Origin of the sequence: Sphingobacterium sp. UBA865, from assembly GCF_002295765.1 — a bacterium.
Taxonomy (GTDB): Bacteria; Bacteroidota; Bacteroidia; order Sphingobacteriales; family Sphingobacteriaceae; genus Sphingobacterium; species Sphingobacterium multivorum.
The window spans coordinates 396,381-411,893 of record NZ_DBGB01000042.1; the positions used below are offsets into that span (position 1 = coordinate 396,381).

At 37.4% G+C, this 15,513-nt stretch carries 11 protein-coding genes; 6 read left to right on the forward strand and 5 right to left on the reverse strand.

The features are described from left to right. Positions 1–103 precede the first annotated feature (103 nt). From B2O97_RS24685 to B2O97_RS24695, 3 genes are all read left to right on the forward strand, one after another. Complete coding sequence (locus tag B2O97_RS24685) at positions 104–499, forward strand: DUF3244 domain-containing protein (RefSeq protein ID WP_088160807.1); 396 nt, start codon at positions 104–106, stop codon at positions 497–499. Between the two features lie 112 nt (positions 500–611). Next, positions 612–1,571, forward strand: coding sequence for a helix-turn-helix domain-containing protein (locus B2O97_RS24690; protein WP_088160806.1), 960 nt, complete (start codon positions 612–614; stop codon positions 1,569–1,571). 579 nt (positions 1,572–2,150) lie between these two features. Further along, positions 2,151–2,498 (forward strand): hypothetical protein, encoded by a 348-nt coding sequence (locus B2O97_RS24695; protein ID WP_088160805.1) that lies wholly within the window; start codon positions 2,151–2,153, stop codon positions 2,496–2,498. 59 nt (positions 2,499–2,557) lie between these two features. Here B2O97_RS24695 and B2O97_RS24700 read toward each other — a convergent pair whose 3' ends face one another. Genes B2O97_RS24700 through B2O97_RS24710 form a run of 3 tightly spaced genes read right to left on the reverse strand, consistent with a single transcriptional unit; the run spans position 2,558 to position 8,376 of the window. Continuing rightward, positions 2,558–3,937 (reverse strand): RagB/SusD family nutrient uptake outer membrane protein, encoded by a 1,380-nt coding sequence (locus B2O97_RS24700; protein WP_286768326.1) that lies wholly within the window; start codon positions 3,935–3,937, stop codon positions 2,558–2,560. A gap of 10 nt (positions 3,938–3,947) precedes the next feature. Next, positions 3,948–7,016 (reverse strand): SusC/RagA family TonB-linked outer membrane protein, encoded by a 3,069-nt coding sequence (locus B2O97_RS24705; RefSeq protein WP_088160803.1) that lies wholly within the window; start codon positions 7,014–7,016, stop codon positions 3,948–3,950. 7 nt (positions 7,017–7,023) lie between these two features. Further along, entirely contained in the window at positions 7,024–8,376 is a 1,353-nt protein-coding gene (locus B2O97_RS24710; RefSeq protein WP_088160802.1) for a TlpA family protein disulfide reductase, read from the reverse strand. A gap of 631 nt (positions 8,377–9,007) precedes the next feature. Between B2O97_RS24710 and B2O97_RS24715 the strand changes: the two genes are divergently transcribed. The 3 genes from B2O97_RS24715 (at position 9,008) to B2O97_RS24725 (ending at position 11,474) form a co-directional block, all read left to right on the forward strand. Beyond that, positions 9,008–9,424 carry a hypothetical protein gene (locus B2O97_RS24715; RefSeq protein WP_088160801.1) on the forward strand — a complete coding sequence of 139 codons (417 nt, stop codon included), beginning with the start codon at positions 9,008–9,010 and terminating at the stop codon, positions 9,422–9,424. A gap of 127 nt (positions 9,425–9,551) precedes the next feature. Continuing rightward, complete coding sequence (locus B2O97_RS24720; RefSeq protein ID WP_286768327.1) at positions 9,552–10,454, forward strand: response regulator transcription factor; 903 nt, start codon at positions 9,552–9,554, stop codon at positions 10,452–10,454. Between the two features lie 141 nt (positions 10,455–10,595). Next, the gene (locus tag B2O97_RS24725; RefSeq protein WP_088160799.1) at positions 10,596–11,474 is read left to right on the forward strand and encodes an RteC domain-containing protein; all 879 of its coding nucleotides are present in this window, start codon (positions 10,596–10,598) and stop codon (positions 11,472–11,474) included. A 556-nt stretch (positions 11,475–12,030) separates the two neighbouring features. Here the strand turns inward: B2O97_RS24725 and B2O97_RS24730 are convergent. Next, positions 12,031–12,981, reverse strand: a complete 951-nt coding sequence (locus tag B2O97_RS24730; RefSeq protein WP_088160798.1) for a hypothetical protein — start codon at positions 12,979–12,981, stop codon at positions 12,031–12,033. 16 nt (positions 12,982–12,997) lie between these two features. Continuing rightward, complete coding sequence (locus tag B2O97_RS24735) at positions 12,998–14,440, reverse strand: hypothetical protein (protein WP_088160797.1); 1,443 nt, start codon at positions 14,438–14,440, stop codon at positions 12,998–13,000. Positions 14,441–15,513 lie beyond the last annotated feature (1,073 nt).

Here is a 15,513-nt window from a genome sequence, read left to right on the forward strand (position 1 = left end):
TAAAAACCTATACCAAAGAAAATTAAACCTATATATGTAATAGTTCAAAAAACCGCACCAATATATTTGACCACTAAAAGTTAAACCCAACAACACTTTTAGTATGAAAAAACAGATATTATTGATCGCATTATTATCAGGTGTTATTGCTGCTCCTGCTTTAGGAAGTTCACAAATCGCACCGGTTCCCAACAGTGCTTTAATCACCCAATCTGACGAAATTGATTTAAGAGGAAGAATCGAACCTGGTGAAATTCGTAGAATAGGTTCTGCTGTCTCAGCATTTTTGGAAACAACTGTAATTAGATCACAATTTCATTTTGATGGAGGAACATTGCAAATTTCCATTGCCAATGCTACAGGCACTATGGTATATAATCAGACAGTGTCCACTTCAATTGGCGAATTTTTAATACCAATTTCAGGATTTACATCAGGAAACTATTCGATAACATTTACTTCTACCTCAGGTGAAGTGACTGGAGATTTCGTATTATAAAAATTTAAATAATTCAGAGACCATGAATAAAAAACCAAAAATCATGATCTCTGAATTAAAATGCTTTACCAGAGCTTAGATATAAGTTCCCTAATCTGAATTTGGTAATAAAATGCGTAGAACGGTAACATATAAATTCAGTTCCCAAGCAATAACAGCAGATATCTCCGGACGTATTTCTGATTCATCCGGGAAGGTGTTACCTTTTGCTAAAACACAAAAAATTGTATTTCAAGAGGGAGTAATGTATATCCAATATTTCAGCCACTTTCTCTTCTTTCTAGAATTCACAACTTTTGTATTACATAACGATTTAAAAGCTAGCTATTTCAACCAAAAGAAAAGGCTTTTTTTAATTATGATGTTAGAAGGAAACATATTTTTATCAAAAGAAGATGGTACACAAATTTTACAAATAGAAAACGACACTTGTTACACAACATATAATCGTAAAGGGGAATTTCACTACTCTTTGGCTACTGGCAGAACTAGCTTTTGCTACATTATGCCCAGAACAGCATGGCTTGATAGAGCGAAAGGCCATTATCCCCATATTGAACAATTGCTAACTAGTATGAAAAAAGACAAAACAGTGTTTGGCAACCTTTCTCCGTGTCGGATAGATCCAACTTTACATACTTTGTTAGAACAAATGTTCAATTTAACAACCACAAATCCGATTGATTTGGAAATAGAATTGACAAAATACATTCAAGCAATTATTAACCAATATCAATTCTTACTGAATTTAAAATATTCCCAACGTGTTTATCAGATAAAAGATTATATAGAAAACAATTACACTGTTCTCCACTTAAACAATAAAGTCATCGCAAATTTATTTTTTATCACCGAAAAAACTCTCATAAAAACCTTCAAACAAGAATTTGGCATAACACCTCATTATTATCTAATGAACTACAGGATGGAAAAAGCCAAAACATTATTGATTTCGGACCGCATTTGTCCTTCACACGTTTATCCACTTGTCGGCTATTCAGATTTTCATAGTTTCAGAAGACAATTTAAAAAACACTTTGGTTTTCCACCATCTAAATGCTTAAAGCGCTAAGCATAAAAAATATTTTACATGAATTTCAATAAAGTGAACAAAAACAAACATTTATTCACAATAATTATTGAAAAATTCAAAAATTTGGTTTGTTTTTTCCTACTCCCCGGATACTTAATACTCCGAACTTTAACAATACATAAGGGACTATTATAAAGTCTAGATTTAGTCTGCATACCAAGGTACAGGCCATTTCTCGATGGTAATGTTTCGACAAGATAGCTGCCATCTTAATTGCTATCAATATCCGTTGGTATGCTTCACCGGGTCGAGATCGGATGTCGGGGCAGAGACGCACTTACTGCGATAGTACATTGAAAGACATCAGAAAATTGGGAAATCTCCCCCTGTTTAAAAATTGCAGGGGGAGATAGTTTAAAATAATTGAGCAAAAAAGGACAGATACATAAGATAAGAAAGAAAAAATACAACAAAAGAATATTGTATCCAGATAATTTCGCCATTACAACTTCAAGGAAGTTGACTGGCATACAAATAGAATTCCTCCATCGTATGGCTATGAGGTTAAATCGACATACACGTTAGTTCATGAAACTTATAAACTTAAAGTACTTAATTATGAAAACTTTAAAATCAAAATTTATTGCTGGCGCAACAGCGTTAACATTACTATTAGGCAGTTTTTTCATTGTAAACGCTATGGCAAAAAAGGTAGAAGTAAAACAAACAAGCTACAAATGGTTCCAAATTTCATCATCGACTGATTATGACACCAATGAGCCTGTAGCACAGTCGGACGCAGCCTATCTAGGAGAAGGAACAACACCCCCAATGGGCAATAACTGTTCAACTAATAACCCACATCAATGTGTATCGGGATTTAGTTCTGATCAGGTAAACCCTTCTACCAATGAACTGATCGACGACAATCAAGTACCGAAGTCAACGCCACGTACACGAAATTAACGTCACCTGATGACAAAGAAAGGGGGGCCAATGGCTCCCCTTTCTTTGTTTTGCTTAACTTATAGATCTTCGTACCCTGTATTCTGCTCTAGAAATGGATTCGCTGAAAGTTCTTTTTGGGGTATGGGATATACCTTATTTTTTTCTTCCCAGCCACCTTTTATATCTCCTATCACTTCGACAGTCATATCCCAACGCTTTAGGTCAAGCCACCTGTTTCCCCATTCACAGAAAAGTTCCTTACGTCTTTCCTGTACCAAAGTGTCAAAGATTTTGCTTTCGTCCAAAACAGTATTTTTTGTTAGTCCGGATCGTGTCCTGACCATATTCAGATCGTCCGAGGCAGATTTTAGGTCACCGATAAAGAGGTTCGCTTCCGCCCTGATCAGGTACAGTTCCGCTAGCCTCAAGACCGAATAAATCTCCTTGGCCGAACCTCCCGGTCGCCTGTTCCTGTATTTTTGTGGATATTGAACCTCGTTACCTCCTATCTTTTGTTCACCAACCCACAAAACTTTACGCAGATCCCCATCCTCAAAACTATTATATAATTCTTGCCTGATCAGATATGTTGGTGCAACAGCATCAGAAGAAGGAACAAAAAAGTAGCCTTCTGCCGTTTCCCTATCAGAAAGTACAGGAAGCAATGCCCAGATTATCTCCTTACTATCCAATAGAAATACCTTCTCCAGATCTTTTTCAAGGGAAAACTTACCGGAGTTGATAACTTTGTCAGCCTCATTCTTTGCCAAGCTATACTTCTTCTGAAATAAATATACCCGGGCAAGCAATGCTGCTACGGCAAAATAATTTGCCCTCTCGAATTTAAAGGACAGATTTCTTAGCACTTGCTGGGAAAAAAGAAGATCTTCTTCGATCTGTTTATATACATTCTCTTTTACAGTTGCGCCCATGATACGATTGATCGTATAGTCAACGCCCAATACCAAAGGAACATCTCCGAAAATATTGATCAGGTTAAAATAAATAAAAGCGCGCAAGAACTTCACTTCTGCAATAAGGTTGTTTTTAGCACTATTACCGATGCCGGTACTATTGCTGATGCCTTCAATACAGGCATTTGCTTTATAAATATACTCATAGGCCCGGCTCCACAGCGCATAGTTGATGCTATTAAATGGTGATATACTATTAATTTCAAATTCATTTGCTTCTCCTCCTTCCGCGGACAGCCTGATCTCATCGGCACTTAGGCCAGGATAGACAGTCAACGCTCCTCCACCAAAGCTTAATCCAGTCTCATTCACCATAGCAATGTAGATACCTAGGACCGCTTGGCTGGCATTAATGCTATCACTGAAAACTGTTTCAGTCACTAGCTCGTTCTTTGGCAATTCAACGCCCAGGAAATCCTTACACGCACTTAGATAACATGCCATTCCTAGAATGACTCCCATCATTAATCTTTTTATCTGCATAGCCCTATATTTAAAATTTGGCCTGAAAGCCCAAAGTGTATGTCTTTAATGGAGGAACACCGTAAAAACTCTGTGTCTCGGGATCATTCCCCTTATAATTTGTAATTGTAAATAGATTCTGCATCGAACAGAATATTTGGAGCTGTTCCGTGCCGATCCGTCTGAGTACCGCTACCGGAAGACCATAGGACAACGATATTGATTTCAGCCGAATAAACGAAGCGTCGCCATATACGGCATCGGAATCGATAAATGGTCTGGTCGCTCGACCAGCCGGACTACTGCTGTAGGTCGAGAATTTTTGAAATTGAGCAATATCGCCCGGCTTCTGCCATCTGTTAAGGAGCTCGGCGGGCATATTAGCGTTTCCTCCCGGCCGATAGTTATAGACCTGCCCGAGATAATTCTTACCCAGCTGTTTTCTGAATTCCGCCAAGATATCAAGCTGTAGCCTTCCATAACGGAAAGTATTGCTCAGCCCTCCAAAAAAACGTGGATCTGTATTACCAAAATAGCTCAAATCATTAAAATTGCCGTTTTTAGCATCTTGGGGCGTACTGCTTGTCGTACCATCATTTTTATAAAAGCTGAACAATCCAGTTTCGTGGTCTACTCCGGCATATCTGAAAAGATAAAGTGATGAAAGCGACCTCCCTATTGTATAGGTGGTTGCATATGCACTCTCTTCCAAGCCCGGAAAAGAGATCAGTTTATTTTTAGGTACCGTAATATTTAGGCTTGCGGACCAGGCAAAATTCTTCCCCTTGATCAACGACGCTTGGGCAACTATTTCGAAGCCGGCATTCTCAACTATAGCATCCCAGTTCTCTACCACACTTGAAAAGCCTGTCATCATGGGCAAAGTATAATTAACCAGCTGGTTGCCGGTCCTATTCCTGTACCAGGCTAGGGTAAAAAGAAGCCGATCTTTCATGAAGCCAAACTCGGCACCCACTTCCATTTTTTTTGTTGATGCCCAGCTGAAGAGGCTATTGCTTAGATTTACCGGAACATATCCCAAGCTATTGCCGTACCTATAGTCTGTTGGCCGCCATCTAGACAAGTAGTTGTAGTTTCCGGTCGCATCAGATCCGGTTATACCATAGCTCATCCGTAGTTTTCCATAGCTTAGGACAGGTACTAACTTTTTCACGGCCTCTTCCTCGCTAAATAGCCAACCTGCAGCTATCGACCCAAAATTACCAAACTGCCTCTGTGGCCCGAACTTGCTCGAACCGTCGCGCCTAAAATTTATGGATAAAAGATATTTCTTGGAAAGATTGAGGTTGACACGCCCAAAAATTGCTGCATACCGATATATACTTGATTGGTCCTGGGCATTTTTGACTGGCGCGCCAGAGATAGAACCGATCAGCTCGTCACTCAGGTAGCCTGACGCAAAAACCTGCCGCCCTACTTGTGAGCTATTCTGAAAGGTTCCACCTAGCAGTGTTGTAACCTGTAAACTATTCAGATTGAACATATAATTTAACTGTGGCTCCATAAGCCAGGAGGTAAACCGCCCCGCACCAAAACTTGCCTCAGCAAGTGGGTCAAAACCGGGAAAACGAGATTTTTTTGGTGTCGCGCTATACTCATCCGTAGACATGTCGCTGATCCCAAAATTTGTTTTCAATATCAGGTTTTTGACCGGAGTATAGCTCACTACCATATTAGAATTAATAGTATTGGACGCAATTTGGTATTTCTGCAGCAGGTAAGCATATGGATTTACGGGAGCCCCAACTCCATTCAAGGCAGCCCCATTATGATACCAAACCAGTTCACCAGCCTCATTTACTGGTTCTGGATAATTGGGTTGCAGATTTGCTGTCAGCAGTAAGTTTGGGGATAGAGAAGAATTGTTTTTACCATGGTTATAAGAACCTGAAAAATCAAAATTCAACTTTTGATCCTTAGTGCGATGGTGTATCCCTAAGCTCAGTCCAATCTTCCTGTCCGAAAAATTCCCCGGCATCATAAATGTACTATTGTGATAGTTCGTTCCAAAACGAAACTGAGTATCTGAATTCCCCCCGGACAGTCCCGCATTTATAGTGCTGCTAAATGAAGGTTTTCGGAAAAATTCCCTTATCCAATCTATATCCCTTCCAGAATCAAACAACATCAGGTCTGGCGCGTATGTACTGGAAACGGGATCGGCCGAGGGAACACGGTTGTCATTTTTATACGCCTCCTTTCGCATTTCAAGAAATTGTTCCGTATTCATCATTGGCATTGTCTCTCCTAATGAAGCTATTCCCATATTACTGCTCAGTGTTAGTTCCGTTTTTCCGGCTTTACCTTTTTTTGTTGTGATAAGGATCACGCCATTTCCAGCCCTGGCGCCGTAGATTGCCGTAGCGTCCGCGTCCCGAAGCACTTCAATACTTTCGATATCATTTGGGTTAAGTGTATTAAATGGACTAACTCCTCCATAGGAATTATTAAACATGCGGCCCGTACCCGGAGCTGCCATAGATCCAAAACTATTGATATTTTCATTCTGAGGGCCAAATGGTACCCCATCAATAATAAACAGAGGATTGTCCATCGGTACCGCAGCACCAAAATTTGTGTTGATCGTATTCTGGCCCCTTAGCTGCACCTTGAATGAAGAGCCCGGGATACCACTTGTCGACGAAACGACCAAACCCGGCACCCTCCCCTGTAAAAGGGACAAAGGGTTAGAAACCGGTTGCTTTTCTATATCTTCCGCCCTTATTTTTGTGACTGAGCCTAGGTTCATCCTTTGGGTATTCGTACCATACCCGATCACCTGTATTTCATCTAGCGTATTGTTTTTCTCCGTCAAGTACACGTTCATCGTCGAGCGCTTGTCTATGTTCTCTTCCTTCATCTCAAATCCGATACCCGTAAAGACCAATGTGCCATTCGGATCCGTTTTGAGCCGAAATCGCCCGTCTTTATCCGTCAGCGTTTTTAACATCCCCCCTTTCACAGAAACGGTCACTGAAGACAACCTCTTCCCGCCACCATCCATTACCGTACCCGATATCTGCTGGCTAAATCCATACATACCATATAGGATGCTTACAATAATTAAAAGTATTTTCATCGGTTATCTATTTATTTAATGATATGACTGCAACATCCACTTCACGTACTTCCTCGCGCATAACAATACCGTATTGCCGTAGATAGTCCTTTAACATAACTACATCCGTAAGTTCAGGAGGAAGGACCATGGATATCCTCTTTTCAATTCCAGTATCATTTATAAAAGGTATTTTATGCACATCCTCAAGATATTTTGTCAGCTTACCAAATGTGCCGTTGAAAGTTACCGGCAAGCCATTTTGTTCGGTTATATATGTTCCCTTGGGAATAACATTGTCCAACTTCCTCATTTTCGTTTTGTTCCAGGCAGATAAGACCCAACAGTTCAGTTTCCTTTTTTCATAGGTTACTTCATAACCAAAATACCTTTTGAGATCTTCTGCCACCATCGTCCGCACACGTTCGTAGGGAAGCAACGGGGTTTCTATTTCATAGGTAAACAGATTAGAAGGCTTATTTTTATCATTTCTATCCGATAGTATATCTGCGTGCTTTTTTTCATAAATAAGTCTAACTTGAGGAACTTTAGCGAGTTCTGGCATGGCAAATTTGAACAACTGTATCAATGGTCTATTGATAAATGTCATACGTTCGGTATTTTCGCCACCCGTATGGATTCCTATAGGCAGACCATCAATATAGGGACTAATGAACGAACTAAATAATACATCCGGTCTTGATCCTCCGTTCCCATTTTTGAACAATGGATATCTAAAATCATAGGATAACTGTACCCGCTTTTCCTGTTCATATAATGGATTATTTAACAGACTATCCCATTGAATCTGTTCAAAATCATTGCTCGACAGTATATTTACGATTGTATTGTCTTTTATCAATACATAGTGAGGTAGAAATTCGTGTGGGAAGCTAAGATCCATTACCGTATCCTTTACTATTGACATAAGGTCATAGGCTTTCCTTCTGGCAAGCAGAAATTCACGGATAGATTCGGCCGTATTTCTTGTTGAAGTGGAATTTACCAAAAGGTATTGAACTTCGGAAAAATTAGTCTGTAGCTGCGCTATCTTTGGAAAGGACTTGATACAGCTTCCGCACCATGTCGCCCAGAAGTCGAGGATAATCAGTTTTTTGTCACGATAATCATTTAAGGTTATCTGTTCTCTCGCTGACGGATGGTTAACCACCTTTAGCGGTGTGTTCCAGAGCAGCTCTGGGATGGTATCCCCAATCTTTAAGGGTTTGATTTGATCTAGCCCGCCAGCCCCGCTGTCCTTGCGGGGCGACTGGGCCGATAAACTAAACATATAAAAACACAAAGTAGATAGTAGGGCACTTTTTAACAATAGTATTCTAAAATTGGGCAAGAGCTCTCCCGCCCTAAAAAAAATATTCATTTTTTAGGTGTTTTAAAGAGTGACCTCAACAAGTTTTCTTTCCCGCCCGATCATAATCGGATCTTACCTCCTAAAACTGATACAGGTCACGTTAATAATAAATTGATTAATTGGAGAGCCAGACGAACGTTTGAATGGTATTTCACAAGGTTATATAATTGACGTCACGTTGTCCATGGCTATGAAAGCCAATAAATTGGCAAAGCCTGCCGAGCTACTCAGGGGCTGATATCAAGTTTTTGAGAAGTGTTTTTTTAAGATTCATAACTCGTTATTTTATAACGAGCCTTTTAAAAGGAAAAACGGGGTGCGCCTATTTTCCAACTGTTATCAGGCACTACCGCTAGGCCTAGAGTCCAGTCATCAATAGGGCATCACCCCGTGTTTTGCAATAATACAAAATTCCGGGGAGAATTTCCCTATCGCCTTGGACTCTATCAATTGCGGTAGTTTTGATAACAAGGCTCTTGCATATTTATTTTTATCGTAAAAATTTATCTAACCATGAGTAATAAGATTTTGACGATCACAATATAAACAAAAATACAATAATATTATAATCAAATACAACTATTTTACAATTTAAAATACAATTAAACTCAAGCTATATTGCATTATTATAATTATACTATTGGAAAAGGATAATAAAAATATACATAGAGGAAAGATCCTACATGAGATACTGAGAAATCATCCGCGAAGGATTAAAGATATCGTCGAAGATGCGGGTTATAAATATGGTACTTTTTATAAGCATAAGAATAATCCAGAGCTCTCGTATGAAATTATTGCCAAATATGGTAAAGTAATCAGTAGAGACTTATCAGTGGAATTTCCAGAAATGGCTGATTATCCCGCTTTAGCATTAGTAGAAACTTCATATAGAGCTCCTATGGACATAAAAAAAGAGCTGGAAGAGTTAAAAGAAAAGTACTCCATTTTTTTAAGTAAACACAATACTATCCTTGAATCTAATATTCAATTGAGAGAAGAGAATATTAGACTAAAAGAACAGATTGCAGAATTAAAAGCAAAATATCAATCTTAATATAGTCCATTAAAAATCACCAAATAAGCATCAAAACAATAATTAAAAACTGATATAGCATCTAGTAACCTGTACCTCCGCATGTCTTGACCCCAATTTACATGTTATGCAAATAGGTTGTACTGAAATGCATCCCATTATATTGGGAGTAATTGTTATTGAACTAATCATGCTCGGAGCGCAGGTAGCTTACTATTTAAGTAACCCTCTTAAAAATGATCGTATTTGGCATTTGCTTTTCCTCACGCTGCTACTCACGCTTAATATCGTGAATGGCTTTCTTCCCACCCCTGTTTTGGATATACCATTATACATCCAATATATCATTCGTAATGGAATCGGTATTTTTACTGTTTCCTTCTTCCCTATCCAATTTTTCAAAAAGCTTCAGATATTAGATAGGAAGTTTCAAGAAAAAACAGCAATCTCATTCCTTTTAATATTATCTTATCCTATTGTTTTCCTTATTACTTATAATACATTCAATGATCTAGACAAAGCCCATCGATACACGATTCTCTTGCCGTTTTTGAATAACATTACCATTATGGCGCCTATAGGAAAAACCATCTGGAACGTTTATAGAAGAAATATAGACCGGAAAGGATCTCCTGAAGAAATATTAGCTTTTATAATGCTGTCAACATGGTTATTTGTCTATCTTTCCATTCATCTAAACTGGGGGAAAACAATAGAGATCATTTTAATTAATATTGGACCAGCAACATTCAACATTCTCCTTCAGTATAATTACATCAAAACTTTGCGTTATGAACAAACGCATCTTCAACAGGTAAACTCATATGTCCCACAAAAAGAAGTTATCTCTTTCAATTGTAGAATTCATTTGCTTTCTAAAAGAGAGACGGAGATTGCCCTACTTTTATGCCATCGACTCCAACGCCAGCAGATTGCAGACAGACTTTTTATATCTGTACGAACCGTTGACAAACATGTCGAGCGGATATTTCTAAAAACAGGTGTTTCATGCAGAGAAAACCTTCTGGAAAAACTTAATAACTATTCATAGTTCCTTTCCTAAGTACTTAAAATTCAATAATACGTAAGTATTGCGTATACGGATACGCTATACTTACGCTATGCTCAGCCGTAGTTCAGACCTACCTTAGCTTTTAATTAATCTCGTGGTAAAAAATAAACACAGTGCATTATGTGGGCAAAAGAAATTGACAATCTTTATTCTGAAATGTTGGAACAGCTGGAAAAAATCAACGGCTCTATGCATGATTCCGTTGGAAAACTAAGCGTTTCACTTAGCCTAATCCGCCAAACTATGATTTCATTAAGAGAATTCATAAAAGTAAATTCTTTTATCGATGAGGAACAGGAAATTAAATTTTTCAAATACGTAAAACCTCGTTTTGCCGCATGGCAGACTTACTACATTGAATTGCATAATATTATTTCCTCCACCCCAATCGGTACAGATCAAATGATAAAGGATTATTATATAAACGAAATAGCCATAACGGACAGGTTCTTTAAGATAAATGCTTTTTACTTCCAGTATTACTTGAAAGATGAGCATTCAAAAGATAGAATATATTTTCTTCGTAGAAACAGAACTCAGTTTCCGCCCGGCTCAGAGATAATCGTGATTGAATCTGATTTCTCAACTGAACTGGATTATTTGTTCAGCAAATTTCGCGCTTATGAAATGCTAAGGGATTATATTATAAAAAGGGTAAAATTTTTACATCAGGAATCAGATCGCTCCAGGATAAATGAGCTCTCTGATAAAATGAAAAGATCATGGTCGGGCGATAAGATAGAACTGGTAGAGATAGCCTATGGAATTTATTATACCCAAAGATTGAATAATGGAAAAGCTGAAATTTCCGATATTATAGATTGGCTTGAAGAAAGCTTAAATACCGATCTCAGCCAAGCGTACAGGATGTTCGTCGATATAAGAAGAAGGAAAACGATAAGCTATACAAAATTTATCGACGAAATGCGTCATGAAATAAATGTCCACATTGAAGACTCCATTAAATACAGACCAAAATTCAATAGCCAAAACAAATAAACAGCAAATTCTTTAAGGAAAATAAGTTTAAGCAGCTGTTTTTCATTGTCACGAAGGCCCTCAGCATATCATTCTTAAAAAACGTTCGCACCTTTCAGTTATTCCAAACCCTCTTAAAGAGCTCTTAATCCATTATAACCGATCCCTAAAATCATATAACGTAAAAGTCTAACAAGATAAAAATGCGAAGTCCTTTCGGATTTCGCATTTCTAAATCTTAGCACTTATTGTCCCCTGTCGGTTCCTTCTTACAAATCCGACATTTGTTATTATTTTTAAGGACTATTGCTATCGTTAATTGACTTTGGCAATCTTCTGAACAGTATTGCCATTTTCTAATACTTCTGTAGGTTTATAGACCCATGAATGTGGCACTTTGTTTTTAACAAAGACTGCTCCACTATTTTGATCAAGCACAACTGTATTAGACAATCTCTGAGTCGGTATACGTTCAATAACCTTGTATTCTTTGGACGGCCTTTCCTCTTCAATCTTTACATATCAAAAGGATTTACCTTGCAATCCCTAGCGCAAATTTACATCCGTTAATCTACTTTTAAAGCTTGGAAAGATCGACAGTCATAATTCTTTCCTCCAATATATTTTGGTTCCATTCTGCATCTGATAGTTTATTCAAAGGTTTTTGCTGCCTGATCAGTTCATAACCGTTGCCTACATAATCTCTGAAATAAAAATCATAAGAGCCGCCGATAATACCTTTTGTAGGAAGATAAAGAAAACGATTAATCCCCTTTGTCCAATCGTAATAATCGGCTCCATTGGATGACCCAATAGTCCAGAATTGATAAGCGGTACCTGCTGACGTTTTGACTTCCTTTGAAAGATATTCCTTCCAGAGTCTCCATCCAAATCTGTAACTCGGAGCCACCACCTTTTTATCAAATTCAAAGGGTGAGAGTTCGCTTGGAAAAGACTTTTTAAATAGCTCTAGGTATTCTTTAAGTTCGACCTTTGGCTGTTTTAGATTTAAATAACCATAAACTGATGGAAAGGTATTTTCAAAAGAGACAATAGTGAATTTCTCTAACAAAGTATTGGGGGCATAAAAATATTTTTCACCGCTCTTTTTTACAGCAAGGAATTCACCAAAGAATTTTTGGTGATTTCCATATTCCGAACTGCTTGTACTGAAGCTTGGAGCAAAAAGTTCTTCTTTCAATGCTTCTATATCTAGAAGGTTCTTTATTATATTCGGATCTTTGATCTCTTCCCACCCTCTGCCGGTTATCAAATCTGGCAGTACCGAAAACAGAAACAGATTTTTGTTCCGGTCCTCATTTCCAGGAAAAAGAAAGTTGTAGATTTCAACATTATAATCAACCTTGTATAATTCATTTGTGTTTAGCAGGAAGTGTGATCTGATATCTTCTCTAATATCATTCTTTCCATTTAGCAACACATATTTCCGCTCTGAAGCCTCTGTATAGATTGTATGAGTGATCAGCAATAAAAAAAGAATATAGAACTTATTTAGTGAATTTTTCATTTTTAGTATTCGTAAATTATGGACACTTTCGACCCTTGTGCTTGTTTTTTGTCACATCCCGTTCATTTTGATTCAGGATAATATCGTTTGGTAATCTGTTTTCAATGATTCCTGTAGTAACAAGGGCATCGATTACATCATTGCTCAGATTTGGATTAAATGCTTTTAATTCGGATTTCATTAATCCCATAAATGTATCAAACCTGGAATGCATCCCATCATTTCTATAAAAATACTTACTTCCGTCCGGAGATTGATAATATTGAATCTCGGGATATCTTGTATTAAATTGACTGGATCCAAGACGATATTTCTCAGCTTCCAAATAGGCATGCCACACCTCATGGTACATAGTGGTTAACAGATATTCTTGGGTAGAGTTTTGCAAAATAAACTTTGACAGATCTACATGCGCATTATTCGGATGGATGCCCTGTCCGCCCCTTAAACCTCCGTCCTGTAATGGATTGGTATACTCTTTGGCATGAAACGTTAAATTTATCCTGGTCTGGCTACCACCAAATAAACTGTTTAAAAGCTGCGAAAGTTTACTTTCCGATTGCGTGAAATAATCTATTAAACCAACTGCACATGGATAGTCATCAAGCTGATGTTTTACTTTACTGTCTCCATCATCACCTCCATCGCCACCAGTAGATCCACCACCAGTTGGACAGCCACCTCCCACATTTAGCTCAACGATATTAAAAGAATGTACACATTGGACAGTTCCCTGAACTCTTGAAGCTGCCGCCCTTACGCGATTTCCAACATCTATATGGGACATACTGCCCTGTGGGACAATGATTCTTATATTTTGTTCCCAATTAATACTTGCACTGCCACCTACGTCAGCTAATTCTAAATTGAGCTGATCAACTATACTTTCAGGAATAATTCTATTAATAACCTCAGGCGTACATTGCATGGGGTTCAGATTAAAATTTCCGAGATAAAGTCCTGTCACCTCATAGACACAAGTTAAAGGAGCAGAGCCGTTACTCATTTTTTTTACAGGAAAATTCTCTTGCTGACTTTTCAAATAATCTATTAATATACTATTTTTTGCAAAGGTTTTTAGTCTTGTTTCAGGGAAAGAAAGCTCTTTTAATAAGAATCCCTTTTTTTGTAAATAATGTTCTATACTATCATAAAGTATGTTCCGAGTATCATAATATCCTTTAATTTGTACTTCAATGGGTTTATTGTCTGCTGTGAGTTTGATATCTAAAAATCCTAGACTTTGTTTATTTTTTGTAAACGGCACGTAAATGTGTTCTACTTTGCCACCAACATTATAAATTTTAATACATTCGTTCCAGTTCAATTTTTGAGCTTTTAGACCATTCCTATTTACGGTTGTATTAAAATCTCCAAAGTTCTTTAATTCTTCCATCAATGCTTTAATCAGCCCATCTTCTTTCTCGTAAGTTTGCTCTACTTCAAGCTCTTTATCCAAAATTGTACGGTTACAAGATTGGAACAAGAGCAAAGCTGTAATAAAATAAAATAGCTTTCTTTTAAAAATATCTATTATGAACAGGTTAATAAATTTCGTTCTAATATATTTATGTTACATTAAAGTTTCAACTATTTAAAACATCGTTTTTAAAAGGATTTTATAATCAGGAAGTTATTTTTTTAAAAAATTAAATTTTGCTACCCTTGTATTGTCAAAATCACTTCTGTGCTGTACAACTTATTCTGTAATGTAAGTCTATAATACGACGGTACATTTTCGACAATTATCCTTCCATTTCAGAATTTGTACGACGGTCCTTTTCTTCACGGATAAGAAGTCCTAAATCTCCGATTTCAAACCAAATCACCCCTTCGGGTGATTACCAAAGATTTGATTCAGACGAAATATCTCCTAATAAATCCTTTTCACTGAAGCTAGCCGGCCTAAAGGAACAATTATGATTCAAACTTGAATGAAAATCTAAACATGCCGAAAAATAATTCTGAAAATATTCTCCAATAAGTAAACTCCCCAATAATATAAACTTGGTAAGGAAAACCAAAACATTAATCATTTTGTCTCAGATCCAAACTGAGAAACTGATATTATTTAAATCTAGTTTCGATTTTCAATAAAACCTTCATTTTATAGACTATTATCACTTACACCGATTTATAAATACTTTTCTTTTTGACCGAAAATCAACCCTAGAAAAATCATTACCAAGCTTTCCACCTTGGGAAAACACCGACTGCACCATCACCAATTTTGCTCAATAAAGGAATCGTTCTTTGACATTGTGGGAAGAAGCATTTCCGTATAAAAAACGGAAATTATCGTGCAGTCAACATAGATCATCAGATCTATTTTTGATGAACCGAAGGCAGCCGGTTTCGGCAGGTATGTATTTACCTACGTGTGTATTCCCGAGAGACAGATTAAAGAGTTAGCCTTAATGTAGAGATACATACTCGATAATATCAATAATAGAAAAACAACCCATATACATATCCAAGGGGGCAAAGATTTGCTCCCTTTTTTTATTTCTGAAATATTTTAATCCAGCAATT

Coding starts and splice junctions, on each gene's coding strand:
- B2O97_RS24700 (WP_286768326.1), bottom strand. CDS start 3,937: ATGCAGATAAAAAGATTAATGATGGGAGTCATTCTAGGAATGGCATGT.
- B2O97_RS24725 (WP_088160799.1), top strand. CDS start 10,596: ATGTGGGCAAAAGAAATTGACAATCTTTATTCTGAAATGTTGGAACAG.
- B2O97_RS24690 (WP_088160806.1), top strand. CDS start 612: ATGCGTAGAACGGTAACATATAAATTCAGTTCCCAAGCAATAACAGCA.
- B2O97_RS24710 (WP_088160802.1), bottom strand. CDS start 8,376: ATGAATATTTTTTTTAGGGCGGGAGAGCTCTTGCCCAATTTTAGAATA.
- B2O97_RS24685 (WP_088160807.1), top strand. CDS start 104: ATGAAAAAACAGATATTATTGATCGCATTATTATCAGGTGTTATTGCT.
- B2O97_RS24720 (WP_286768327.1), top strand. CDS start 9,552: ATGCATCCCATTATATTGGGAGTAATTGTTATTGAACTAATCATGCTC.
- B2O97_RS24695 (WP_088160805.1), top strand. CDS start 2,151: ATGAAAACTTTAAAATCAAAATTTATTGCTGGCGCAACAGCGTTAACA.
- B2O97_RS24705 (WP_088160803.1), bottom strand. CDS start 7,016: ATGAAAATACTTTTAATTATTGTAAGCATCCTATATGGTATGTATGGA.
- B2O97_RS24730 (WP_088160798.1), bottom strand. CDS start 12,981: ATGAAAAATTCACTAAATAAGTTCTATATTCTTTTTTTATTGCTGATC.